This is a genomic window from Falsiroseomonas sp. CW058 (genome assembly GCF_050563535.1).
Taxonomy (GTDB): Bacteria; Pseudomonadota; Alphaproteobacteria; order Acetobacterales; family Acetobacteraceae; genus Falsiroseomonas.
On the sequence record NZ_JBNXUO010000002.1, the window covers coordinates 19,449 to 44,381 of the forward strand.

20 protein-coding genes are annotated in these 24,933 nt (G+C 71.8%); 8 read left to right on the forward strand and 12 right to left on the reverse strand.

Features of this window, described 5'->3' with window-relative positions:
* The first annotated feature begins 93 nt into the window (after positions 1-93).
* From ACK8OX_RS01875 to ACK8OX_RS01895, 5 genes are all read left to right on the forward strand, one after another.
* The gene (locus ACK8OX_RS01875) at positions 94-1,791 is read left to right on the forward strand and encodes a gamma-glutamyltransferase family protein (RefSeq protein ID WP_430662218.1); all 1,698 of its coding nucleotides are present in this window, start codon (positions 94-96) and stop codon (positions 1,789-1,791) included.
* A complete protein-coding gene (locus ACK8OX_RS01880) occupies positions 1,791-2,489 on the forward strand; it encodes a DUF1194 domain-containing protein (RefSeq protein WP_430662219.1) in 699 nt (232 codons plus the stop codon). The genes ACK8OX_RS01875 and ACK8OX_RS01880 overlap by 1 nt, the downstream gene beginning before the upstream one ends.
* Positions 2,489-4,144: an amidase gene (locus ACK8OX_RS01885; RefSeq protein WP_430662220.1), complete on the forward strand. Its 1,656-nt coding sequence runs from the start codon at positions 2,489-2,491 to the stop codon at positions 4,142-4,144. The genes ACK8OX_RS01880 and ACK8OX_RS01885 overlap by 1 nt, the downstream gene beginning before the upstream one ends.
* A 111-nt stretch (positions 4,145-4,255) precedes the next feature.
* The gene (locus ACK8OX_RS01890; RefSeq protein WP_430662221.1) at positions 4,256-5,719 is read left to right on the forward strand and encodes a circularly permuted type 2 ATP-grasp protein; all 1,464 of its coding nucleotides are present in this window, start codon (positions 4,256-4,258) and stop codon (positions 5,717-5,719) included.
* 5 nt (positions 5,720-5,724) lie between these two features.
* On the forward strand, positions 5,725-6,666 hold the full coding sequence (locus ACK8OX_RS01895) for an alpha-E domain-containing protein (protein WP_430662222.1): 942 nt from the start codon (positions 5,725-5,727) through the stop codon (positions 6,664-6,666).
* A 57-nt stretch (positions 6,667-6,723) separates the two neighbouring features.
* Here the strand turns inward: ACK8OX_RS01895 and ACK8OX_RS01900 are convergent, their stop codons facing one another.
* From ACK8OX_RS01900 to ACK8OX_RS01930, 7 genes are all read right to left on the reverse strand, one after another.
* Positions 6,724-8,130 carry an FAD-binding oxidoreductase gene (locus tag ACK8OX_RS01900; RefSeq protein WP_430662223.1) on the reverse strand — a complete coding sequence of 469 codons (1,407 nt, stop codon included), beginning with the start codon at positions 8,128-8,130 and terminating at the stop codon, positions 6,724-6,726.
* A complete protein-coding gene (locus ACK8OX_RS01905; protein ID WP_430662224.1) occupies positions 8,127-9,485 on the reverse strand; it encodes an FAD-binding oxidoreductase in 1,359 nt (452 codons plus the stop codon). Before ACK8OX_RS01905 ends, ACK8OX_RS01900 begins: the two co-directional genes overlap by 4 nt.
* Positions 9,478-10,293, reverse strand: a complete 816-nt coding sequence (locus tag ACK8OX_RS01910; protein WP_430662225.1) for a creatininase family protein — start codon at positions 10,291-10,293, stop codon at positions 9,478-9,480. The genes ACK8OX_RS01905 and ACK8OX_RS01910 overlap by 8 nt, the downstream gene beginning before the upstream one ends.
* Before the next feature lie 15 nt (positions 10,294-10,308).
* Positions 10,309-11,331 (reverse strand): ABC transporter substrate-binding protein, encoded by a 1,023-nt coding sequence (locus ACK8OX_RS01915; RefSeq protein ID WP_430662226.1) that lies wholly within the window; start codon positions 11,329-11,331, stop codon positions 10,309-10,311.
* A 173-nt stretch (positions 11,332-11,504) separates the two neighbouring features.
* Entirely contained in the window at positions 11,505-12,938 is a 1,434-nt protein-coding gene (locus ACK8OX_RS01920; RefSeq protein WP_430662227.1) for an NAD-dependent succinate-semialdehyde dehydrogenase, read from the reverse strand.
* 82 nt (positions 12,939-13,020) lie between these two features.
* Complete coding sequence (locus ACK8OX_RS01925; RefSeq protein ID WP_430662228.1) at positions 13,021-15,654, reverse strand: glycosyltransferase; 2,634 nt, start codon at positions 15,652-15,654, stop codon at positions 13,021-13,023.
* Complete coding sequence (locus ACK8OX_RS01930; RefSeq protein ID WP_430662229.1) at positions 15,651-16,109, reverse strand: hypothetical protein; 459 nt, start codon at positions 16,107-16,109, stop codon at positions 15,651-15,653. Before ACK8OX_RS01930 ends, ACK8OX_RS01925 begins: the two co-directional genes overlap by 4 nt.
* A gap of 270 nt (positions 16,110-16,379) precedes the next feature.
* On the opposite strand from ACK8OX_RS01930, the gene ACK8OX_RS01935 reads away from it, so the two are divergent.
* Positions 16,380-17,339, forward strand: a complete 960-nt coding sequence (locus tag ACK8OX_RS01935) for a hypothetical protein (protein WP_430662230.1) — start codon at positions 16,380-16,382, stop codon at positions 17,337-17,339.
* A gap of 9 nt (positions 17,340-17,348) precedes the next feature.
* Here the strand turns inward: ACK8OX_RS01935 and ACK8OX_RS01940 are convergent, their stop codons facing one another.
* Positions 17,349-18,392: a C-terminal binding protein gene (locus ACK8OX_RS01940; protein ID WP_430662231.1), complete on the reverse strand. Its 1,044-nt coding sequence runs from the start codon at positions 18,390-18,392 to the stop codon at positions 17,349-17,351.
* A 77-nt stretch (positions 18,393-18,469) separates the two neighbouring features.
* Between ACK8OX_RS01940 and ACK8OX_RS01945 the strand changes: the two genes are divergently transcribed.
* Positions 18,470-19,231: an SDR family oxidoreductase gene (locus ACK8OX_RS01945; RefSeq protein WP_430662232.1), complete on the forward strand. Its 762-nt coding sequence runs from the start codon at positions 18,470-18,472 to the stop codon at positions 19,229-19,231.
* A gap of 51 nt (positions 19,232-19,282) precedes the next feature.
* Here ACK8OX_RS01945 and ACK8OX_RS01950 read toward each other — a convergent pair whose 3' ends face one another.
* Genes ACK8OX_RS01950 through ACK8OX_RS01965 form a run of 4 tightly spaced genes read right to left on the reverse strand, consistent with a single transcriptional unit; the run spans position 19,283 to position 23,584 of the window.
* Positions 19,283-20,185: a carbohydrate ABC transporter permease gene (locus tag ACK8OX_RS01950; protein WP_430662233.1), complete on the reverse strand. Its 903-nt coding sequence runs from the start codon at positions 20,183-20,185 to the stop codon at positions 19,283-19,285.
* Positions 20,178-21,134 (reverse strand): carbohydrate ABC transporter permease, encoded by a 957-nt coding sequence (locus tag ACK8OX_RS01955; protein WP_430662234.1) that lies wholly within the window; start codon positions 21,132-21,134, stop codon positions 20,178-20,180. The genes ACK8OX_RS01950 and ACK8OX_RS01955 overlap by 8 nt, the downstream gene beginning before the upstream one ends.
* Before the next feature lie 57 nt (positions 21,135-21,191).
* A complete protein-coding gene (locus ACK8OX_RS01960) occupies positions 21,192-22,541 on the reverse strand; it encodes an ABC transporter substrate-binding protein (protein WP_430662235.1) in 1,350 nt (449 codons plus the stop codon).
* Complete coding sequence (locus tag ACK8OX_RS01965) at positions 22,538-23,584, reverse strand: ABC transporter ATP-binding protein (RefSeq protein ID WP_430662236.1); 1,047 nt, start codon at positions 23,582-23,584, stop codon at positions 22,538-22,540. Before ACK8OX_RS01965 ends, ACK8OX_RS01960 begins: the two co-directional genes overlap by 4 nt.
* 151 nt (positions 23,585-23,735) lie before the next feature.
* On the opposite strand from ACK8OX_RS01965, the gene ACK8OX_RS01970 reads away from it, so the two are divergent.
* Positions 23,736-24,920 (forward strand): multidrug effflux MFS transporter, encoded by a 1,185-nt coding sequence (locus tag ACK8OX_RS01970; protein ID WP_430662237.1) that lies wholly within the window; start codon positions 23,736-23,738, stop codon positions 24,918-24,920.
* The last annotated feature ends 13 nt before the right edge of the window (positions 24,921-24,933 follow it).

Consider the following 24,933-nt stretch of genomic DNA (forward strand, 5'->3'; position numbering starts at 1 on the left):
CAGCATGGACCCGCCGATGCGCGATTGACAGCGGGCCCCCCGGGCCGGACGCTGCGGCGGCCCGGACCGGGCGCCCCCGCAGCGAGGTTCGCGATGAGCACACGTCCCACCATCTGCGGCACGCGCCACGCGGTCAGCGCGGGTCACTACCTCGCGGCCTCGGCGGGCCATGCCATCCTGGAAGCCGGCGGCAATGCGGTGGATGCGGGCGTCGCGGCGGGCCTCGCGCTGGGCGTGCTGCAGCCGGACCTGGTCAGCGTCGCGGGGGTCGCGCCCATCCTGATCCGCACGGCGGAAGGCCGGGTGGAGAGCATCGCCGGCCTCGGCCACTGGCCGCGCGCCACGCCGCCCGATGTCTTCATGCGCGAGCATGGCGGGCAGATGCCGTCCGGCGTGCGGCGCATGGTGGTGCCGGCCGCGCCCGATGCGTGGATCACCGCGCTGGAACGACACGGCACGATGGGCTTCGGCGATGTCGCGCGCTTCGCCATCCGCTACGCCGCGGAGGGCTACGCCGTCTATCCGCTGCTGCGCGAGAGCATCGCGGCGCATGAGGCGGAGTACCGCCGCTGGCCGCAGAACGCCGCGATCTTCCTGCCCGGCGGCCGCGTGCCGGATCTCGGCGCGCGCTTCGTGCAGGAGGACCTGGCGCGCAGCCTGTCCTACATGGTGGAGGAGGAGCGGCGGGCCGCCGGGCGCGGCCGCGCGGCGGGACTGGAGGCGGCGCGCGCTGCCTTCTACCGCGGCGACCTGGCGCGGGAGATCGTGCGCCACATCGGGGCCGAGGGCGGCTTCATGGCGGCCGAGGACCTGGCGGAGTACCGTTCCCGCATCGAGCCGGTGGTGACGCGACGCTGGCGCGGGCATGAGGTGATCGCCTGCGGTCCCTGGTGCCAGGGCCCCGCGCTGGTCGAGGCGCTGCTGATCGCGGAGCGGCTCGGGCTCGACGGCCTCGGGCACAACTCGCCGGCGTATCTGCACCGCATCACGGAGGCGCTGAAGGCCGCGCTGGCGGACCGCGAATACCACTTCACCGACCCCGCCTTCGGACAGGTGCCGATCGACGATCTGCTGTCCGATGCGCATGTCGCGGCGCGCGCCGCGGATGTCGATCCGCGGCGCGCCCATCCGGGGATGCCGGAGCCCATCCTCGGCCGCGGCACCGCCCTGCCACCGGCAAGCGCGGCGGCGCTGCCGAAGGTGGAGGCCGACACCTCCTATGTCGCGGTGGTGGATCGCTGGGGGAATGCGTTCAGCGCCACGCCCTCCGACGGGTCTTGGAACATCCCGGTGATCCCGGGTACTGGCCTTGTCGTCTCCGGCCGCGGGTCGCAGAGCCGGCCCGACCCCGCGCATCCCGCCGGCGTCGCGCCGGGCAAGCGGCCGCGGCTGACGCCGAACCCGGCGATGGTGGTAACGCGCGACGGCGGGGTGATGCCCTTCGGCACGCCGGGCGGCGACGTGCAGATCCAGGCGATGCTGCAGGTGATGCTGAATATCCTGCATTTCGGCATGGAGGTGCAGGAGGCGATCGAGGCGCCGCGGGTGGCCAGCTATTCCTTCCCGTCCTCCTTCGCGCCCTACGAGTATTTCCCCGGCCGCCTCGCCGTCGAAGGCCGCATCCCGCAGGCGACGCGCGACGCGCTGGCGGCGCTGGGCCATGGGGTGAAGGACTGGCCGGACTGGACCTGGCTCGCCGGCAGCGTCGAGGTGGTGCTGTCCGACCCGGCGGCGGGGCTGATCCGCGCCGGCGCCGACCCGCGCCGCCCGGCCTACGCGATCGCGGGCTGATGCGCCGCCGGGCGCTGCTCGCCGCGCCGCTGATGGCCGCCCCCGCCGCCGCGCAGGGTGCGGCGGTGGACCTGCTGCTGGTGCTGGCCGTCGATGCCTCCGGCAGCATCGACGCCGACGAATTCGCCCTCCAGCGCGAGGGCATCGCGGAGGCTCTGTCGCATCCCGCCGTGCTGGCGGCCATCCGGTCGAAGCCGCGGGGGGCGATCGGGGTGGCGATGGTGGAATGGGGCTCGCCGGGCGGCGCGGCGACGGTGGTGGACTGGATGCGCGTGGCCGATGCGGCGGGGGCCGCGGCGGCGGCGGGCGCGATGCGCGATGCGCCGCGGTCCCGCCAGTCCTTCAACGCCATCGGCGACGCCATCCTGCATGCGGCGCAGCTGATCGCCGCCGCGCCCTGGGCGGCCGGGGAGCGGACGATCGACGTCTCGGGCGACGGGCCCGACATGCGCTCCCGCCTGCCGGCGCCGGAGGCGCGGGACCTGGCGGTGGCGCAGGGCATCACCATCAACGGGCTGGCGATCGAGGCGGGGTCCGCCTGGCGCGACGGCGTGCTGGCCGCGGCCTATGAGCGCGGCGTGATCGGCGGGCCGGGCGCCTTCGTCCTGCGCGCCGAGGACCGGCGCGACTTCGCGCGCGCCATGCGCGCCAAGCTGATCCGCGAGATCGCGGGGGACGTCCGGGGGACCACGGGCTGATGCGCGACGCGGACCTGACGCGGCTGATGGAACAGGGCGTGCGCGCCTGGTCCGGCGTGGCGCTGCCGAATGCCGCAGCGGCGCAGGCGCTGGCCGACATGCCGCACCTGGTCCGCGAGCTGGCGGCGATCCGCGGCCTGCTGCGCTTCGAGGACGAGCCCTCCGGCTTCGAGGCCGCGCTGGCCGAGGAGGCCGAGCCCGCCCCGGCCGCCCGCCCCGGCGCCCCGCCGCCCCGCGCCGCCGCGGCCGGCGCGCTGCACGAGCTTGGCCTGGTGGAGGCGGCGGAGGCGGTGGCGCGGGGCGAGGTGACCGCGACGGAGCTGGTGCGGGCCGCGCTGGACCGCATCGGGCGTGCGGGGGCGTTGAACGCGGTGGTGCGGCTGGAGGCGGAGCGCGGGCTGCGCGCCGCAGCCGCCGCCGATGCGGCCCTGCGCGCCGGTGCCCCGCCCGGCCCCCTGCACGGCGTGCCGCTGATGCACAAGGACATGTTCTACCGCGCCGGCGAGGTCAGCGGCTGCGGCAGTGCCATCCGCCGCGACTTCCGCCCCGACACCACGGCCACCGTGCTGGAGCGGCTGGACGCGGCCGGGGCGATCGACCTCGGCACGCTCAACATGGCGGAATTCGCGCAGAACCCGACCGGGCACAACCGCCATCACGGCGACTGCCACAACCCGTGGAGCCTGCCGCATTGCACCGGCGGCTCCTCCTCCGGCTCCGGCGCGGCGGTGGCGGGGCGGCTGGTCTGGGGTGCGCTCGGCTCCGACACCGGGGGCTCGATCCGGCTGCCGGCGGCGATGTGCGGCGTGACGGGGCTGAAGCCGACACAGACGCGCGTGTCCCGTGCCGGGGTGATGCCGCTGTCCTTCTCCTGCGACAATGTGGGCCCTCTGGTCCGCAGCGCGCGCGATGCGGCGCGGCTGTTCGGCGCCATCGCCGGCCACGACCCGCGCGACCCGACCAGCGCACGCCGGCCCGTGCCGGACGCCGAGGCCGCGCTGGACGGCAACATCCGCGGGGTTGCCGTGACGGTGGTGGAGGAGTTCCTGGACAGCGCCGCGGAGGAGGTGGTGGCGCCCTTCGAAGCCGCGCTGGCCGTGCTGGCCGCGCGCGGTGCGCGCATCCGCCGCGTCTCGGTCCCGGCGATGCGGGCGGTGCACGCCTGCAACGCCCTCCTCGCGCGGGCCGAGGCCGCGGCGATCCATGCCGAATGGATGCGCCACCGCGCGGGCGACTACGCCGCCCATCTCAGCGGGCGGCTGCATCCGGGCTTCGCCGTGCCCGCGCATCTCTACATCGAGGCGCTGTCGCTGCGCGGGCCGCTGCTGCGGCGCTTCTGCGCCGACGCCTTCGAAGGCGCGGGCGCGCTGGTGGCGACGCCCACGCTGCGCGGCCCGGTGCCGACCCTGGCCGAGACGGATGTGGACGCGGACCCGGTGGCGAACTGGGGGCGCTTCATGGGCTGTTCGGTCAACACGCGGCCCTTCAACTATCTCGGCCTGCCCGTCGTCTCGCTGCCCTGCGGCTTCGACCGCGCGGGCCTGCCGGTGGGGCTGCAACTCGCCGGGCGGCCCTTCGGCGAAGCGGCGGTGCTGCGCGCGGCGGATGCCTTCCAGCGCGACACGGATTGGCACCGGCGGCTGCCGCCTGCCTGAAAGGCGGGCAGATGCCCGCCGGCGCGGCGGTTCCACGGCGCCCCGACCCCTTTCTAGCCCGGCGGCTTTGCGGCTAGGTCGTTGCAGGGACAGGGGGCGGCGGCAACGACCGTGGACCAGCGGATCGACGCATTCGACGAGATGCACGGAGCGGACGGGGTGCGCCCCACCTATGCCGTGATCGAGGCCTGGCTGAAGGCGCACGGGCTTTCGGCGCTGGCGGCCAAGCGGACCGAGGCGGAGGCGCTGTTCCGCCGCGTCGGCATCACCTTCGCCGTCTATGGCGAAGGCGGCGACCCGGAACGGCTGATTCCCTTCGACCCCATCCCGCGCATCCTGGCGCGGTCCGAATGGGACCGGCTGGCGCGCGGGCTGACGCAGCGCGCGAAGGCGCTCAACATGTTCATGGCCGATGTCTATGGCCGGCAGGACATCCTGAAGGCGGGCCGCATCCCCGCCGCGCTCGTGCTGGGGAACGAGGCCTACCAGCCGCTGATGGCCGGCTTCGTGCCGCCCGCCGAGGTCTACACCCACATCTCCGGCATCGACCTGGTCCGCACCGGCGCGGAGGAGTTCTGCGTGCTGGAGGACAATTGCCGCACGCCGTCCGGCGTGTCCTACATGCTGGAGAACCGCGAGGCGATGCTGCGGCTGTTCCCGGGCCTCTGCTCGGACCACCGCCTCGCCCCCGTCGGCCACTATCCGGAGGAACTGCTGGAGACGCTGAAGGAAGCGGCGCCGCCCAACTGCCGCGGCAATCCCTGCGTCGCCATCCTGACGCCCGGCCATTTCAACAGCGCCTATTACGAGCACTGCTTCCTGGCCGACGAGATGGGCGTGGAGGTGGTAGAGGGCGCCGACCTGCTCGTGCAGGACGACGTGGTGCTCATGCGCACCACCGCCGGGCCGAGGCGGGTGGACGTGCTGTACCGCCGGGTGGACGACGACTACCTCGACCCCCGGGTCTTCCGGCCGGACAGCATGCTGGGCGTGCCCGGCATCTTCGCCGCCTATCGCGCCGGCAACGTCACCCTGGCCAATGCGCCGGGCACCGGGATCGCCGACGACAAGGCGGTCTATCCCTACGTGCCGGAGATGATCCGCTTCTACCTGGCCGAGGAACCGGTCCTGTCCAACGTGCCGACCTTCCTGTGCGAGCGGGATGAGGACCGGGCGCATGTGCTGGCCAACCTCGACAGCCTGGTGGTGAAGCTGGCGCGCGGGTCGGGCGGCTACGGCATGCTCGTCGGGCCGCACAGCACGGCGGCGCAGCGGGAGGAGTTCGCGCGCCGCATCGCGGCGAGGCCCGCCGACTACATCGCGCAGCCCACCCTCGCTCTGTCCACCGTGCCGACGCTGGCGAGCGACGCGATGGCGCCGCGCCATGTGGACCTGCGCCCCTATGTGCTGATGGGACGCGAGGTCCGGATCGTGCCCGGCGGGCTGACGCGGGTGGCGCTGCGGGAGGGATCGCTGGTGGTGAACTCGTCTCAAGGCGGCGGCACCAAGGACACCTGGGTGGTGGACGACCCGCCGGCGCGGCAGGCCGCGCGGCCGTCGCAGTCGCAGGGCTGAGGCGCATGCTCTCCCGCACCGCCGACAGCCTGTTCTGGATGGGCCGCTACACCGAACGCGCGGGCAACCTGGCGCGCGGCATGCAGGTGGCGCTGCGCATGGCCGGCCTGGCCGGCAGCCTCGGCGGCGGGCAGGACGAATGGCGCCAGCTCCTCGTCGCCACGGGGAGCGAGCCGGGCTTCCGCGCCACGGGCCAGCCGCCGACGGCGGAGAAGGTGATCCAATGGCTGGCGCTGGACGACGGCAACCCCTCCTCCATCGCCAACTGCATCGAGGCCGCGCGCCGCAACGGCCGCGCCGTGCGCACCGCGCTGACGGTGGACATGTGGGAGGCGCTGAACGACACCTGGCGCGAGATGCGAAGCCGCGCCGCGGGCGCGACGGAGGAGGACCGCCTGCCGGGCTTCCTCGACTGGGTGCGTGCGCGCACGCTGCTGTTCAACGGCGCGGCGGCGGACACGATGCTGCGCGACGACGGCTGGCTGTTCGTGCATCTCGGCGTGATGCTGGAACGCGCGGACAACACCGCGCGGCTGCTGGATGCGAAGCACCGCGCCTTGTCGGGAGAGGGGGCGGAAGGCGCCGTCGCCTACGCCGAATGGCAGGCGCTGCTGCGGTCCGTCTCGGCGCTGCGGGCCTATCAGTGGGTGTATCATGCGCGGCTGCAGGCGCCGCTGGTGGCGGAACTGCTGGTGTTCCGCCCGGAACTGCCGCGCAGCCTGCTGTCCTGCCACGCCCGCGTGGCGCGGGCGCTGGACCGCATCGCGGAGCGGAGCGGCGGGCGGCGGGGCGAGCCGCAGCGCATCGCGGGCGAGATCCACGCCGCCCTGCGGAGCGGCGGGATCGAGGCGGTGATGGCGGAAGGCCTGCACGCCTGGCTGACGGCGCAGATCGACCGCAACGTCGAGCTGGGCGACGCGATCCAGCGGCTCTACCTGAACGGGTAGCGCCGCCCGTGGCGGCCGGTTCACCGCTCCGGCGATTCCGCCTTCGCGGACCGGGCGCTATTCCAGCACCTCGGCCGGCGCCTCGTAGTCCGTCTCGTACAGATGCACGGACTGCGCCTTGCCCGGCTTCCAGTCGGGGTCGTCCCAGGCGGCCATCTTGCCGGGGTTCAGCAGGCCCTTCGGGTCGGCTTCGCGCTTGAAGGCCAGCTGCGCCTCGTCCACGCGCTTCATGCCGCCATCCTCCAGCAGGAAGGTGTGCGGGTTGAAGATGGGCGCGCCGGCTTCCTCGTGCAGACGGATGATCTCGGCCAGGCGTTCCTCGTCCGTGAAACGCACCACCTGCAGCCCGAAGGCGCAGACGGTGCCGCCGAAGCGGACGAATTCCAGGTGCAGCAGCACCTCCTCGCCGAACATCCGCTCCAGCCTCGCGATGAGGTCGAGGTGGTTCGGCGCGGGGAACAGCGTCTGGAGATAGGTGATGGACTTGTCGGTCTTGAGGACCTGCAGCGTCGTGTGGTTCCAGGAATGCTCGTAGAGCGGCACCTCCGCCTCGTCCGACGGCTCGCGCAGGATCTCGGCGCCGCCATGGCTGGCGACGAGGGAGGGGAGCAGTTCCAGGAAGGGCGGCGCGACCATCAGCAGCGCCACGGAATGCCCGGCCGGCACCCTGGCGCCCCAGGCCTTGAAGTGCTGCTGCGGGATCGGCGCCGGCACCACGCAGGCCAGCTTCTTCGCGACCCCGTCCATCCGGCAGAAGCTGTCGGCGAAGCGGGCGGCGGCCGTCAGCGTCGGGAAGGCCACCACCACATCGACCCAGTCCCAGGCGGGGGCGAGCGGCATCTCCAGCTCGGTGATCACGCCGTTGGTGCCATAGGCGTGGTTCGCCTTCTGGATGTCCGGGCCGCGCAGTTCCAGCACGCGCGGCTCGGCCTCCATCGTCATGACCTTGAGGCCGAGGATGTTCCCTGGCTCACGCAGGATGCCCCAGCTGGTGCTGCCGATGCCGGAGGAGCCGCCGGCGATGAAGCCGCCGAGCGTGGCGGTGCGGCGGGTGGAGGGGTGGAAGCGCAGTTCCCCGCCCACCTCCCGCTTCAGCCGGGCGTCGAGGTCGATGAGCTTGCAGCCCGCTTCCGCCCGCATGACGCCGGGCTTCGCCCAGAGCAGGCGGTCGAAGGCCGTCATCTCCAGCACGATGCCGCCGCGCAGAGGCATCGCCTGGCCGTAGTTGCCGGTGCCCGCGCCGCGCGGCGTGACCGGCACGCCATGGGCATGGGCGGCGGCGAGCAGCGCGCGCAGTTCCGCCTCGTCGCGCGGCGTCACCACGGCTTCGCCGGTCACCTTGTTCAACTGGCGCTTCAGCACCGGCGAATACCAGAAGAAGTCCCGCGACTTCTGCCGCACCAGCGCGGGATCGGTGGTCCAGGCGAGGCCGGGCATGGCCTCCATCACCTTGGCGACGGTCATGCGGCGGCATCCTCGATGGTGAAGTCGCGCATCTTGCCGGGGTTCAGCAGGCCGAGCGGATCGGCCATCCGCTTGAAGCCGAGCTGGTCGCCGGGGACGCGGCGGTAGTTGCTGCCTTCCTCGATGGTCAGGACATGCGGGTTGGCGATGGCGATGCCCTGCGCCTCGAATGCGGCGATGATCTCGTAGAGCCGTTCGGGCGTGGTCCAGCGGACCACGGGAAGGGCGGTCATGGTGGTGCGGCCGCCGAAGCGGACGCATTCCGTGTGCATCCAGACCTCGTCGCCGAAGGGGATGCGCACGGCCTCCACGGCCTTCAACGTGTCCTCGAAGGGGAAGCGGCATTGCAGGTAGGTGACGCCGCGGTCGCGCTTCAGCACCTGCAGCGTCGTATGGTTCCAGCAGTATTCGTAGAAGGGCGTCGCGTCGCCGTCGCGTTCCGCGGCCACCGTGTCCTGCTCGGCCACCACCATCCCGCCATGCTCCCGCGCCAGGTCGCGCAGCGCGCGGAGGGCGGACGGCGCGACCATGGCCAGCACCAGCGCGTGCCCGGCCGGCACGGCTTCCGCGATGCCCTTGAAAAAGGGCGGCAGCTGGCTGTCGAAGACGGCGCACATCTTCTTCGGGATGCCGTCGGCGAAGGCGAGGGCGAGCGCGAAGCGGGATGCCGGGACGAAATCTGGGAAGGCGATCGCCACGTCGCGCCAGTCCTGCGCCGGCGTCAGCGGCAGGCGGATGCGCGTCATCACCCCCGTCGTGCCATAGGTGCGGTTGACCGGCGCCGCCTCGTCCCCTTCCAGGTCGAGGATGCGCGGCGGGTCCTGCATGGTGGCGATGCGCGCGCCCAGCAGGTTGCCGCGTTCGCGCAGCGTGCCATGCGCGATCCCGCCCACCCCCGCGCCGCCGCCGGCGACGAATCCGCCGATCGTCGCCGTGCGCTTGGTGGAGGGCCAGAGCTTCAGTTCCCACCCCCGGTCGCGGCACCAGAGGTCGAGGTCGATCATCTTCGCCCCGCACTCCACCTCCACCACGCCATCGGCGATGGACAGCGGCGCGGCCATCGCCGTCATGTCGAGCAGGACGCCGCCCTGGAGCGGCACGCATTGCCCGTAATTGCCCGTCCCGCCGCCGCGCACCGTCACCGGCACGCGCGCCGCACGACAGGCGCCGAGGATGCGCAGCACCTCCGCCTCGTCCTTCGGGCGGGCGATCAGCTCGGCCGACTTCCCGTCGAGCTGCTTCTTCAGGATCGGGCTGTACCAATAGAAGTCGCGGCTTTTCAGCCGCAGCAGCGCGCGGTCGGCGCTGGTCTCGATGCCGTCGAGGGCGGCGGCGAGTGCCGCGATGTCAGACATGGGCGTCGGGTCCGTTGGCGAGCCAGCCTTCCACATCGAAGGCGGCGACCTGCTGCCACAGCGCGCTCATCCGCGCCGCCGCATGGTCCAGCAGCTGCCGCCCGATCGCGGCGGTGGCGGCGGAGGCATCGCCGACCGCGCCGGCCGGCTGGAGGTCCTGCGCCTGCCAGGCGAGCGGCGCGCCCGCCTGCGGGTGCAGCGCGGGCGCGGCATTGGCCGCGCCCTGCCAGCGGCTCACGAAGTTCCGCGCCCGGTCCATCCGCACGAGGTCGGGGGTCAGCGCCAGCATCACGCTCGTCTCGTCCCGCCCGGCATGGATGCCGTACGTGCCCTCCACCGCGTCGCGCAGCGCATCCGGCTTGCCCATGCGGGCCCACATGGCGTTGACCACCAGCATGTCGTGCTCGATCCGCAACCGCCGCGCCGCGATGTCCAGCACCGCGACATTCCCGCCATGGCTGTTGCAGAAAACCAGCCGCCGCACCCCGGCGCGGGCCACGCTGGCGCCGATGTCGGTGACCAGCGCCAGCAGCGTCTCGGCCGAGGTCGTCAGCGTGCCGGGGAAGCGAAGATGCTCGACCGAGAGCGCGACGCATTGCGTCGGCAGCACCAGCACCGGGCAGTCGGCCGGCAGCACCCCGAGCGTCTCGGCGACGACGCCGTTGCCGATGGTGGTGTCCACCGCGACGGGCAGGTGCGGGCCGTGCTGCTCGATGCTCGCCACCGGCAGGACCGCCACCGTGTTCGCCGGCAGGTCCCGGAAGGCGGGCCAGGGCAGGTCCTGCCAGTAGCGGGTGGGAAGCGCCATGCCGGGCCTCGTGCGTCAGGCCAGGCGCAGGTCGCCGGCCGGGGGGAGGAAGGAGGGGTCGTAGATATCCGACGCCGCCATCGGATGCGAGATGCCGAAGGCCCCCCGCACCATGTCGATGGACCGTTGCAGCCGGGCGGTGTCCACCTGGCCGAAGCCGTTGCGGCGCACATGCGGGGTGAAGGTCAGGCGTTCGAGCGACATGCGAAGCCGCTCCGTCTCCAGCGGCACGTCGGTCAGCGGCTCCCGCCGGCGCATGTTGACGATGGCCGCCTGCGGGTCGGCCAGGCTGTCGTACTGCGCGCGGACCAGGCCGCGGATCAGGCCGGTGACGGCGCGGGGCTGCGTGCGGGCGAAGCGGCGGGTGGTGATCAGCGAGGTGGCGTAGAAATCCGCGCCCACGTCGCTGAACAGGAGCGAGACGATGTCCGCTTCCGGCACGCCGAGGCCGCGCAGCGAGAAGATGCCGGAGGTGATGAAGCCGGTGATGGCGTTGGCCCGGCCCTGCGCCAGCATCGGCTCCCTCAGCTGCGGCGTGACGGACTGCCACCGCACCCCTGCGGGGTCGATCCCGGCGGCGCGGGCGAAGGCGGGGAAAAGCTGGCGGCCGGCATCGCTTTCCGGCGCCGCGATGGTCTTGCCGGCCAGGTCGGCGGGGGTGCGGATGCCCTCCCGCCGCAGCGTCATCACCGCCAGCGCGGTGGCGTCGTAGATGATGAAGGGGGTGAACAGGTCCACCTCGGGCCGTTCCAGGCGCATACGGATGGTGGGGTTCAGGTCCGCGACGCCGACGTCATAGGCGCCGGAGCTGATCTTCACCGGCACGTCGCCCGAGCCGAAGCCGCGGTCCATCGTGACGTTGAGCCCTGCCTCACGGAAATAGCCGCGGTCGAGCGCGAGCAGGAACGCCGCCTGCGGCCCCTGGAAGGACCAGTCGAGCGAGAAGCGGATATCGACCAGCGCCTGCGCATGCACAGCCGGTGCGGCAAGGCCGGCCGCGGGCGCGGCGAGGAGGGCGAGGGCGTCACGGCGGCGCATGGGCGGTCTCCGGCGATGGGGCGTGCCGGGGGGCTAGCAAGCGCCGGACCAGCGGGGCACGCGGCCCCGGCGGGACAGGCGCCGCCGCGCCTGCCCGCTTCCGTGGCATCCTGCCCCATCCGCGGGCGGGGCGCCGCCCCGCCGCGCGGTCTGCTGCCTCCGCGGGCCGGGCGCTACAGCCCGGCCTGGGTCACGAATTTCGTGTTCAGGTAGGCCTCGATCGCCTCCGACCCGCCTTCCGAGCCGTAGCCGCTGTCCTTCACGCCGCCGAAGGGCACTTCCGGCAGGGCGAGGCCGAGATGGTTGATGGTCATCATCCCCGTCTCCACCTTCGCCGCCACCGCATTCGCGGTCTTGGCGCTGCGCGTGAAGGCATAGGCCGCGAGGCCGTAGGGAAGGCGGTTGGCCTCCTCCACCACCTCGTCGAAGTCCTTGAAGGGCGCGATCATGGCGAGGGGGCCGAAGGGTTCCTCGTTCATCATCCGGGCGTCCTTCCCGACGCCGGTCAGCACGGTGGGCTGGTAGTAGTAGCCCTTGTTGCCGATCCGCTCGCCGCCGGCATGGACCTCGGCACCCTTCTGGCGGGCATCGGCCACCAGCCCCTCGATCCAGGGGATGCGGCGATCATGCGCCAGCGGGCCCATCTGCGTGCCCTCCGCCATGCCGTCGCCGACCTTCAGCGCCTTGCTGATGGCCACGAACTTCTCGACGAAGGGCGCGTACAGCTTCTCCTGCACGAGGAACCGCGTGGGGGAGACGCAGACCTGCCCGGCATTGCGGAACTTGGCGCCCGCCAGGGTCTTCGCCGCGAGGTCGAGATCCGCATCGTCGAAGACGATCGCCGGCGCATGGCCGCCGAGCTCCATCGTCACCCGCTTCATGTGCTGCCCGGCAAGCGCCGCGAGCTGCTTGCCCACCGGCGTGCTGCCCGTGAAGGTCACCTTGCGGATGACCGGGTGGGGGATGAGGTATTCGCTGATCTCGGCCGGGATGCCGAAGACGAGGTTCACCACGCCCGCCGGGATGCCGGCATCCACGAAGGCGCGGATCAGCGCGGCGGGGGAGGCGGGCGTCTCCTCCGGCGCCTTGACGATGATGGAGCAGCCGGTGGCGACCGCGGCGGACAGCTTGCGGACCACCTGGTTGATCGGGAAGTTCCAGGGCGTGAAGGCGGCGACGGGGCCGACCGGCTCCTTCACCACCAGCTGGTAGATGCCCTCGGCCCGGGCGGGGACGACGCGTCCATAGGCGCGGCGCGACTCCTCGGCGAACCAGTCGATGATGTCAGCGGCGGCCAGCGCCTCCACCTTCGCTTCCGCCAGCGGCTTGCCCTGTTCCAGCGTCAGCAGCCGCGCCGTCTCGTCCGCGCGGGCGCGGAAGATGTCGGCGGCCTTGCGCATCAGCTTCGAGCGGTCATAGGCCGAGACCTTCCGCCAGGTGGCGAAGCCCCGGGCCGCGGCTTCCAGCGCCTCGTCCAGGTCGGCCTTCGAGGCGTGGGCGACCTGGCCGATCACCTCCTCGGTCGCGGGGTTGAGCACGGGCAGGCTGCGGCCGCCTTCGGCGGCGCGCCACTGGCCGGCGATGTGGAGCTGGACGTCCGGATACATGCGCTTCTCCCGCAATGCCTTCAGGTGCGGGGAAACTGGCACAGGCGGACCCCGGCGGGAACCGGGGCCGCGCCAGGCGGGGTCAGCCGGCGCGCATCCGCCCGAACAGCTCGGCGAAGCGGCCGACCACCGCCTGTTCGGAACAGCTGCGCCCGATGTAGTCGATCCCGCCCTGCCGCACCCGGCTCCAGACCGCCTCGTCCTGGTACAGCCAGGCGACGGCGCCGGCGAAGGCTTCCGGCTCGTTCGCCATGGCGATGTCCTCGCCATGGGTGAGGCCCATGCCCTCGGCGGCGATGGAGCTCGCCACGCAGGGCACGCCGCGGGCCATGCTCTCCAGCACCTTGCCCTTCACCCCGGCGCCGTAGCGCAGCGGCGCGACGGTCAGCCGCCGCTGGTCGAGGTAGCCGCCGAGATCGGCCACGAAACCGTCCAGCACCACGTCGGGTGCGGCCAGTTCATGGAAGCTCGGCGGCATGTGGCTGCCGACGACGTGGAACATCACGCCGGGCAGCAGGCGGCGGAGATGCGGCATCATCTCCCGCACGAAGACCTCCACCGCGTCGACATTGGGCGGGTGGCGATAGCCGCCGAGGAAGGCGATGCCGTGGCGGTCCGCGAAGCCGCGCGGGCCGGGGCGGGCCGGGACGATCCAGGGGATCACGTTCAGGCGCCCGTCCGGCACGATGCCGGAAAGGTAGCCGCCCTCATGGGTGGAATGGACGATCACCTGGTCCGCCATGCCGAGCGCCGTCAGCTCCCGCGCCTTCATCTCGGCGGCCTTCGCCGCGGTCTCGGCGGAGCCGGTGACAGCGGCCTCGCGTTCCAGCCGCATGTGGTGCAGGTCGGCCACCGAATAGATGATCTGCGCCTTCGGCATCGCGGCGCGGACCACGCCGGCATACTTGAAGGCGTTGACGTAGCGGTGGAGGTAGACGGCGTCGAACTCCGCCCCGCGCTTGCGGATCACCTCCTCGACCGACCAGAACCAGGGTGCGTGCAGGCATTCCACGCCGATGCGCTGCAGCGCCTCCGTCACCTCGCCGAGATGCGCCATGTTGTCGGACGGCACGAAGGTGATCTTGGCGCCGAGCTTCTGCATCGCCCGCATATGCGCCACCGCCGCGACCGACCCGGCATCCTCGAGCGGCGTCGGCGTCGTCTCGTCGATGAACAGCACGCGCAGCGCGACGCCGCGCTCCTTCTCCAGCTCCGGCTCGCGGCCGTTGAGGCGGTGGGCGGACAGCACGTCGCGCCAGCGGTCGAAGAACTTGCGGCCGTTGACCAGCTGGTAGCGCTTCGCGCCGGTGCCCTTCACGTCGGTGCCCGAGGTGATGCCCTCATGGTGAACCAGGGCGGAAAGCGGCTGGTAGAACACCTTGCGGCCCGCCTTGCGGATGCGGAAGGCGAGGTCCGTGTCCTCGTAATAGGCCGGGGCGTAATGCGTGTCGAAGCCGCCCAGCTCGTCGAACAGCGCCTTCGGCACCATGATGGAGGCGCCGGAGACGTAGTCGACCTCCCGCAGGTAGCTGATGCGCGGGTCGTCGGGCTGGGAGCCGCGGCCGTAGTTCCACCCGTCGCCGAGCCGCCAGATGATGCCCCCCGCTTCCTGCACCGACCCGTCGGGGAAGACGAGCTTGGAGCCGACGAGGCCCGCTTCCGGCTGGTCGTCGAAGGTGTCGCGCAGTGCGTCGAGCCAGCGTTCCTTCACCTCGGTGTCGTTGTTGAGGAACAGCAGGAAGCGCCCGCGCGCGGCCGCCGCGCCGGCGTTGCAGGAGGCGATGAAGCCGCCGTTCCTCGCCGCGCGGATGTAGCGCACCCCCGAGGCGACGGTGGGGGTGAAGATCGTCTCGTCCGGCGAGCAGTCGTCCACCACGATCACCTCGAAGGAGGTGCGGGGCAGCGCCTTCAGGATGGAGGCGAGGCACTGGTAGGTGTAGGCGAACTTCCCGTAGACCGGGATGACGATGCTGACCTCCGGCTTGTCGAAGGCGGGGAAGGACAGGCGCGGGTAGCGCCGCTGCATGTCCGCCAGCAACTCGCCGATCCGGTCGGAATAGGAGAAGGCGAGGTCGAGCGCGGCTTCCCCGCGGTCCTGCCCCGCCTGTTCCGCCAGGTCGAGGTAGCGCGGCAGCAGGCCGCCGAGGGCGCCCATCACCGGCCCCATCAGTTCCTTCATCGCGGCGGCGGAGGTCGCCTGGGCGGCGCGTTCCTCCACCTTCGGCAGCAGCGCGACGAAGTCGTCCCACGCGATTGGCGGGCGACCGCCGTCGAAGACCAGGGGAGAATTGCCCATGTCCTCCGACTGGCCGGCGATGCGAAGGTGCAGGACGTGGCGCGCGCCGGTCAGCAGGTGCTGCGGCAGCGGCAGGGAGAAGCCGCAGACCGCGCCCGGGCGGCCGCCCACCTCGATGTCCGGGCGGTAGATGTCGGCCCGCAGCCGGACGATCAACTGTTCCCCGTCCCACAACTCGACCGAGACGGGTTCATGCGGCGCGGAGGGGTCGATCGCCCAGCCCCAGACGCTGCTCTCGGTCCAGCCTTCGACCAGCCCGTGCGGGCGCGGGGCAGGGGTGGGCGGCGGTGGTTCCTCCGGCGCCGCCCGGAGAGCAGGGGAGGGCTCCGCCGCGTCGGATGCGAGGGGAGGGGCGGCGGCCTCCACCACCGGGTCGGGCCGGGCGGGGCGGCGGCTGCGGAGGGGGAGCAGGTCGCTCATGCGACGGGGGCGATCTGGAAGGACCACAGCGCGACGCCGAGGCGACGCCGATCCGCGCTCATCTCCAGCGCATGCGGCGACCGGGCCGTGCGGATGTTCAGTGTCAGGATGGCGGTTCGCAGCATGAAGAGTTCCCGCGGGAGGTAGAGCGAGACAGGCTGCCGGCCTGCCGCCAGCTCAGCATAACCCACGCGGTAGTGATTGAAGAAGAATTCCACCTCCTGCTGGGGCAGGATGCCGGGCACGGTGAAGGGCATCAGCTCAAGCGTGCAGGCGGCATCTCGCGCGGGCTGGGCCACAGCGAGGAGCAACACGGCTTCCGGCCCGTCCGACCAGGTATAGCCGGCCTGCTCCGGCACCGACCATCCACCGGCGAGGAAGGGCAGCCCCGACGCCTCCGGCCCGAATTCGAGCGTGGCTCCCATCCGGTAGAGCGGGCCTGTCCTCGGCTTCATGCATATCATCCTGACGCGTATCGGGCGCCATCATGCGCCCAGGCTCTCCCTACCGGAAGTTGTATTGCGATATCGCAACATGCATCAGCTGGTTCGCCCTGGGTGGGTGGCCCCCTTTGGCGGTCGTGGCACCGCCTGTATCATGGCGGTGTCCCTCCCGAAGGGTATGCAGGGCGGACAGGAAAGGCATGGAGTCATGGTGACGGGCGCGCAGGTCGCGGAAAGCCGAAGGTGCCCCGGCACGCCGCCCCGGACCGCCGGGGAAGGCCGATGAGGTTCCACCTGCATGTGGGCATGCCCAAGACCGGGACGACCAGCCTGCAGCAGCGCCTGCATTCCAGTGCGTCCGACCTGGCGGCGCGCGGGGTGCTCTACCCGCCCGGCTGGCGGAACGAGGAAGGCATCGCGCATCACATGCTGGGCGCGCGGCTGCTGGCGGAGGGGCTGGCCGAGGCGGACGGGCTGGCGGCCGAGGTGGTGCAGGCGGTGACCGGGACCGGCGCCGGGCATGTCGTGCTCTCCACCGAGTCGCTAACCAACCTCATCAGTTCCGACCGTGTCCGCATCCTGGACCGGTTCACGCATGCGTTGTCGGCTGCGGGCCAGGTCGACATGGTGATCTGCCTGCGCCGCATCGACGAGTTCTTCGAGTCGATGTACCTCCATTCGGTGAAGGTGGGGGAGACCCGCGAGAGCTTCGACGAATACCTGGCGCGCCGGGACCGTTGGGCCGAGAGTTTCTTCGGCGCGCTCTGCGCCCTGGAACAGCTCCGCAGCTGCCGCATCCGTCCGGTGGTCTACCGGCGCGGCAGCGACGTGGTGGGGGGCGTGCTGGCCGCGCTCGAAGTGCCGCCGGACGCGGTGGCGCCGGAGGAGACGGCGCGGGCAGCCAACCAGAAGCTGTCGCTGAAGGTGCAGGCCTGCCTGCTGCACCTGCCTGACATCGCCGCCGAACTGGGCAAGCCGCTGCGGCGAGAGGCGCTGATCCGCGCGGCGGAACGCGGCCGGCTGGTGCTGCCGGACGACACGCTCCGCTACTCCATCATGCCGCGCGTCGCCGCGCGCTGGATCCATGAAAGCGCGCTGCACCAGGCGCTGCGCTTCGGCAATGACGCCTACTACCAGGCCTTCCGGCGCGAGGCGCCGTCCGGCCCCGCGCCCGCACGGCTGGACCGCGCGATGCTGACGCCGGAGGATCTGGGCATCATCGCCGCCCTCGGCGCGGCTTAGGCTTCTTCCTCAGCTGTTCGGCCCGCGTTCCATCGCATAGGGCTGCCAGCGCCTGAGGCCGGAGTCCGGCAGCACCGTCGGGTTCACGCAGGACATCGGCCAGCGGCCCGACAGGACCAGCGCCAGTTCCTGCCCCGCGCGGCGCTTCCGCGCCTCGTCGAAGCGGGCGGAAGCGGAGGCGTTGTGGGGCGAGAGGATGACGTGGGGCATGCCGATCAGCGGGCTGTCCTTCGGCAGGGGCTCCACCTCGAACACGTCGAGCCCGGCGCCGGCGATCCGGCGGGACTGCAGCGCGGCGACCAGCGCGGCCTCGTCCACCGTCGGGCCGCGGCCGGTGTTGATGAAGATGGCCGTCTTCTTCATGCGCTCGAAATGCCGCGTGGTGAGCATCCGCCGCGTCTCCGCGGTGTCGGGCGCATGCATGGAGACGAAGTCCGACTCGGCCAGCACCTGGTCCAGGCTGGCCGGCACCACGCCGAGGGCGGACATCGTCAGCTCGTCGATATAGGGGTCGTAGGCGAGCATCCGCAGCCCGAAGGCCTTCGCCCGCAGCGCGGTCAGGCGCGCGACGCGGCCGAAGGCGACGAAGCCGAGCGTGCTGCCCATCAGCCGCGGCACCTGCAGCAGCTGCGGCCGGCCCTCCCCCCAGCGGCCCTCCCGCACCATGCGGTCCTGTTCGATCGCGCGGCGATGGGTGGCCAGCAGCAGCATCATCGCATGGTCCGCCACCTCCTCGATGAAGGTGTCGGGGCAGTTGGTGACGGGGATGCCCTTCGCGGTCGCGGCCGCGACATCCACGTAGTCCACGCCGACGGTGGCGCAGGCGATGAGCTTCGCCCTGTCCAGCGCGCCGATCATCCGCGCCGTGAACTTCATGCCCTTCGCATAGACGGCGTCGGCCCCGGGCGCCGCGGCGATGAAGGCGTCCTCGGTCGCGGCGCATTCGACGATCTCGGCGCCGAGCCGCTCCAGCGCCTCCAGCTCCAGCGCGTAACCGCCGCCAGCGGTTGTGAAGGACGCCCCCGCCGGCGTCAGGATCCGTGGCTTGGTCACGCTGCGCTCCGCTCCCTCGCTTGTCCTGCGCCGACGTTGCTCTAGGCTTCGCGGGACGGCAAGGGGAGGGCGGCGCGATGGCGCGTCTCGACGGCAGGGTGGCCTGGGTGACGGGCGCGGGCAGCGGCATCGGGGAGAGCGCCGCGTTGAAGCTGGCGGAGGAGGGGGCGGCCGTCGTGCTCACCGGCCGCCGGGCCGCGCCGCTCGAGGATGTCGCGGCACGCATCCGCGCGGCCGGCGGCACGGCCGAGGTGCAGCCGGCCGACCTGATGGAGAAGGACGCGGTGCGGGCGGTCGGCGCCTTCATCGAGGCACGCTTCGGGCGCTGCGACATCCTGGTGAACAATGCCGGGCTGAACATCACCCCGCGGCGCTGGTCGGTGCTGAGCATGGAGGGCGCGGACGAGCTGATCCGCGGCAACCTGGCCAGCGCCTTCTACTGCGTCACCGTCGTGCTGCCGATGATGCGCGCGCGGCGCGACGGCGTGCTGATCCACACCGCGAGCATGGCGGGGCGCAACGTCTCGCCCCTGTCCGGGCCAGGCTACACCGCGGCGAAGCACGGCGTGGTCGCGATGAGCCACACGATCAACATGGAGGAATGCGTCAACGGCATCCGCAGCTGCGCGGTGCTGCCGGGCGAGGTGGCGACGCCGATCCTCGACCGGCGCCCGAACCCGGTGGGGCCGGAGGAACGCGCGCGCATGGTGCAGGCGGAGGATGTCGGCGACCTCATCCGCTATGTCGCCACCCTGCCGCCCCATGTGGTGCTGAACGAGGTCTGGATCACGCCGACGCACAACCGCAGCTACGTCGCGGCGCTCGGCCAGAAGCTCTAGCGGCGTCCTGCCGCCCCGCCCGCCGAAGCGGGCGGGGACCGGCCGCGCGGGCTATTCCTTCACAGCGCCGGTCAGGCTCGACACGTAGTAGTCCACGAAGAAGCTGTAGAAGATCGCGACCGGCAGCGACCCGAGGAGCGAGCCCGCCATCAGCGCGCCCCACTGGTAGACGTCGCCCGTCACCAGCTCCGTCAGGATGGCCACGGGGACCGTCTTGTTCTCGCTGCTCTGGATGAAGGCGAGCGCGTAGATGAACTCGTTCCAGGACAGGGTGAAGCTGAAGATGCCGGCGCTGATCAGGCCCGGGACCGCCAGCGGCAGCGTGATGCGGCGCAGGATCTGCAGCCGCGTCGCACCGTCGATCAGCGCGCATTCCTCCAGCTCGTAGGGGATCGACTTGAAGTAGCCGATCAGCAGCCAGGTGCAGAAGGGGATGAGGAAGGTCGGGTAGGTCAGGATCAGCGCGAAGGGCGTGTCGAACAGGCCGAGCCGGTAGACCATGGTCGCGAGAGGGATGAACAGGATCGACGGCGGCACGAGATAGGCGAGGTAGATCGCCAGCCCGACATACTGGCTGCCGCGGAAGCGCAGGCGCTGGATCGCGTAGGCCGCGAGCGTGCTTGCCACGAGCGACAGGATGGTGGAGGCGACCGCCACCAGCATCGTCGTCCACAGCCACTTCGGATAGGCCGTGCGGAACAGCAGGTGGTACAGGTGGTCGAGCGTGGGCGACGTGATCCAGAACGGGTTGTGGGTGCGGTAGTCGTACAGCTCCGCATTCGGTTTGAAGGCCGTCAGCGTCATCCAGTAGAAGGGGAACAGCAGGATCAGCACGAAGCAGGCGAGCGGGACGTAGAGCGTCACCACCCGCCGGGTCCGGCTGTCCCAGCTCAGCATCTCCGGCGGCGCGGCAGCCGTGTTGGCGGCGGGGGTGGCCGTGGCGCTGTCAGTCATTGGATTCTCCCTGCTGCCACTTGCGCCGGGCTAGGCCGAAATAGCTGAACAGCGTCGCGAAGACGAGGAAGGGGATCATCGAGACGGCGATCGCCGCGCCCTCGCCCAGCTGCCCTCCCGGGATGCCGCGCTGGAAGGCGAGGGTGGCCAGCAGGTGGGTGGAATTCACCGGCCCGCCGCGGGTGATCGCGTAGACCAGCTGGAAGTCGGTGAAGGTGAAGATGATGCTGAAGGTCATCACGATCGCCAGGATCGGCAGCAGCATCGGGAAGGTGATGTGGCGGAAGCGCTGCCAGGGGCTCGCGCCGTCCAGCAGCGCGGCCTCGTAGAGCGAGGGCGAGATGGTCTGCAGCCCCGCCAGCAGCGAGATCGCGACGAAGGGAATGCCGCGCCAGATGTTCGCCGCGATCAGCGACCAGCGCGCGGGCCAGGCGCTGTTGATGAAGTCGATCGGCGTCTCGCGCAGGCCCAGCACCTCCACCGCCAGGTAGGACAGGATGGAGAATTGCGGGTCGTAGATCCACCAGAAGGCGATGGCGGACAGCACGGTGGGCACGATCCAGGGCAGCAGGATGATCGCGCGCAGCAGCGACTTCATCGGCAGGTGCTGGTTCAGCAGCAGCGCCAGCCAGAGGCCGAGGGCGAATTTCCCCACCGTCGCGACCGCGGTGTAGAAGACGCTGTAGAAGACCGCGTTCCAGAAGATCGGGTCCTCGAACAGGAACTCGAAATTCTCGATGCCGACCCAGACCCCCGGCCGCCCGATCGTCTGGTCCGTGAAGGCCAGCCAGATGCCGAGGCCGAGCGGGTAGGTCAGGAAGGTCATCAGCAGCCCGACCGCGGGCAGCAGGCAGGCGACGACGAGGACCGCCTTGTTGTCGAACAGCCGCGCCAGCGCGCCAGGCTGCTGGCGGACCTTGGTCCAGGCGGGCGCGGCGGTGGCGGACATGGCGTCTCCCCAGGGCGGGAAAGGGCCGGCCCCGTGGCGGGGCCGGCCCTGGCGTGCTCAGCGTGCGCGGAAGTAGCGGCGCGCGCGGCGTTCGGCCTCGGCCGCCGCCGCCTGCGGCGTGGCCTGGCCGGACGCGACGGAGGCGCACATCTGCACCATGACGTAGTCCGCCGTCGCGGCGACCGACCCCTCGGTGATCGGGCCCTTGTAGCCGTTCCAGAAGTTGTTGTTCATCGTGTCGCGGAACACGGCGATCTTCGGGGCGGCCGTCCAGGTCGCGCTCGCGGCATAGGCGTTCAGCGGCTGCGACCAGTAGCCGACATTGGCGCGCAGCCAGGGGTCGTACTGCTCCGCCTCCATCAGGTAGGTCAGCAGCGCCTTGGCGGCGTTCGGGAAGCGGCTGTGGCGGAACACCATGGCGTTCAGCGTCAGCCCCGCATTCGGCGCCGCGTCCATCAGCCCCTTCGGCATCGGCGTCATCTGCGTGTCGTCGGCGATGGGCTTCAGCGCCGGGTCGTTCAGCATCGAGAAGTAGAGCGACACGCCGTTCTGCGTCAGGAAACATTCATTCGCGGCATAGGCGCGGTTGTTGCTGATGTCGCCCCAGGCGAGCGTGCCCGGCACGAAGGTCGGGTACAGTTCGCGCAGGTAGTTCAGCGCATTCACCGTCTCGCGCGAGTTGATGGCCACCGCGCCCTGTTCGTCCACCAGGTAGCCGCCATGCGACCAGACCAGCCAGTTGGCGAAGGCGTTGCCGTCGCCCACCGCGTTGCCCAGGGCGAAGCCTGCTGGCTTGTTGATGCGCCGCAGCGCCTGGCACAGCCGCAGGAAACCCGCATGGTCGTCCGGCACGCTGTCGAAGCCGGCTTCCCGCAGCGCCGAGGTGCGCCAGATGGCGGGGCCGCCGGAGGCGCCGAAGGGCAGGCTGATCCAGCGGTTCTGCCGCATGCCGTAGGCACGCGCGAGCGGCCGCCAGCCGCCGTATTTGGTGCCGAGATAGGTCGCGACATCGGTCATGTCGTGGATCTTCTCGGCGAACAGGTGCGGGCCGGCGTCGAAGCCGACGATGATGTCCGGCCCCGCATTGGTGTTCGCCGTCACGGCGGTCTGCTGGGTGATGTCCTCCCAGCCGACGAAGTCGACGCGCACCTCGATCCCGTTCTGCTGCGCGAAGCGCTGGCAGTTGGCGCGCCACACCTCCTCGTCCGGCTGGACGAACCGCACGGGGCGCAGCATCCGCAGGGTGGCGCCGCGCTCGATCGGCAGGGTGGGCGCCTGCGCGGGCTGCGTCTGGATCTGCGCCGCGGCGCCGCCGGCGGCCAGCACGCCGCCGCCGAGCGCGAGCGCCGTGCGGCGCGTGATCACATGGGCCATCTTGTCGTCGTCCTCCTGCTTGTCGTTCGTCACACCGGCAGTCGCCGCCCGTCGGGTCCGAACAGGTGGACCAGCGACAGGTCGGGCATGACGTGCAGCGTGTCGCCGTGGCGGCCCTGCACGCGTTCGCGGAAGGCACCGATCAGCGAGGTCTCGCCGATCCGCATCGACACCTGCGTCTCCGACCCCGTCGGCTCGACCAGCACGATGCTGGCGGGGATGCCGTCCGGCGCCAGGGTCAGGTGTTCCGGCCGGATGCCGTAGGTGGCGGCCGATGCCGGCGCGCGTGGCGGCAACGGCAGCAGCGCGCCGCCTTCGGTGCGGAAGCCGCCCGCCTCCACCCGCCCCGGCAGCAGGTTCATCGCCGGGCTGCCGATGAAGCCGGCCACGAACAGGTTCGCCGGCCTGTCGTAGAGCTCGAGCGGCGCGCCCGCCTGCTCGATCCGCCCGCCGTTCATCACCACGATCTGATCGGCCATCGTCATCGCCTCGATCTGGTCATGGGTGACGTAGATCGTGGTGGTGGCCAGGCGCTGCTGCAATTCGCGGATCTCGCTGCGCATCTGCACCCGCAGCTTCGCGTCGAGGTTCGACAGCGGCTCGTCGAACAGGAAGACCTGCGGGTGGCGCACGATCGCGCGGCCCATCGCCACCCGCTGCCTCTGCCCGCCCGAGAGCTGGCGCGGATAGCGGTCGAGCAGCGCGCCGAGGCCGAGGATCTTCGCCGCGCGCTGCACCTCCTCCTCCATGACCGAGGCCGGCGCCTTCGCGAGCATCATGGAGAAGGCCATGTTCTCCCGCACGGTCATGTGCGGGTACAGCGCGTAGTTCTGGAACACCATCGCGATGTCGCGATCCTTGGGCGGCACGTTGTTCACCACCCGCCCGCCGATCGAGATCTCGCCGCCCGTGATGTTCTCGAGCCCCGCGATCATCCGCAGCAGCGTGGACTTGCCGCAACCCGACGGCCCGACCAGCACGACGAACTGCCCGTCCGTGATGTCGACATCGACGCCGTGGAGGATCGGCGTGCTGCCGAAGGACTTCCGGACCTGCCGAACCGTGACCGCCGCCATACGTCGCCCCCCGGCCGCCCCACTGCCGGAGGCTCGCCCGTAGGAAGGCTACACATGGCTTCGCCCGCCGCGCAACCTCGCCCCCTCCGGGCGGTGCTGGACGCGCGCGGGCCACGGCGCTAGGCGGGGCGGCCACACGCAACGGGACATCATGCCGGACTCCCATCGTCGGCTCGCCCTCATCCTCGGCGCGCTCACCGCGCTCGGGCCGCTGGGGGTCGACATGTACCTGCCGGCCTTCCCCGCGCTGGCGGCGGATCTCGGCGCCTCGGCGGCGGCCGTGCAGCGCACGCTCGCGGCCTTCCTGTTCGGCATGGCGGCGGGGCAGCTCGTGTTCGGGCCGATGTCGGACCGGCTCGGCCGACGGGTGCCGATGTTCGCGGGGCTCGCGCTGTTCGGCCTCGCCTCCGTCGGCTGCGCGCTGGCCGGCAGCGCGGAGGCGCTGGCCTGGCTGCGGCTCGCGCAGGCGCTCGGCGGCTGCGCGGGGGTGGTGGTGGCGCGCGCGGTGGTGCGCGACCTCTGCGACGACCGCGGAGCGGTGCGCATGATGGCGATGCTGATGCTGGTGATGGGCGCGGCGCCCATCCTGGCGCCGCTGCTCGGCGGCTGGGTGCTGGCGGCGGTGGGTTGGCGCGGCATCTTCTGGATCCTGGCGGGCTACGCCCTGGCGGCCCTCGTGCTGGTCGCGCTGTTCCTGCCCGAGAGCCTGCCGCCCGAGCGCCGGCGGCGGGACGGGCCGGCGGCGGTGCTGGCCGTCTATCTTTCCATCCTGCGCGACCGGCGCTTCCTGGCCCACGCACTGGCCGGTGCGCTGCCGATGACGGGGCTGTTCGCCTATCTGGTCGGCTCGCCGCTGGTGCTGATGGAGGGGCACGGGCTGGGGCCGGTCGCCTATGGCATCGCCTTCGGCTCCAACGCCTTCGGGTTGATCCTAACGGGGCAGGTGGTCGCGCGGCTGGTGCGGCGGGGGTCGCCGGCGCGGCTGCTGGTGCTGGCGCTGTGGGCCTGCGCGGCCTGTGGGATCGGGGTGCCGCTGGCGGTCGCGACGGGGGCGCTGGCACCGCTTCTCGTGGCGCTGTTCCTCTACATGACGACGATGGGGGCGGTGCTGCCGCTGGCCACCGCGCTCGCCATGGCGCCGCTCGGCCGGGTGGCGGGCAGCGGCTCTGCGGTGATCGGGACCTTGCAGTTCGGCGGCGGGGCCGCGGTGGGCGTGGCGCTCGGCGCCATCGGCGGGGGCGTCTGGCCGATGGCGGCGCTGATCGGCGCGGCGGGCTGCGCGGGGCTTGCCGCGCACCTGCTGCTGCGCCGCGGGGCGCGGCCCGCGGCGGGGTAGGGGGCGGCGTCGC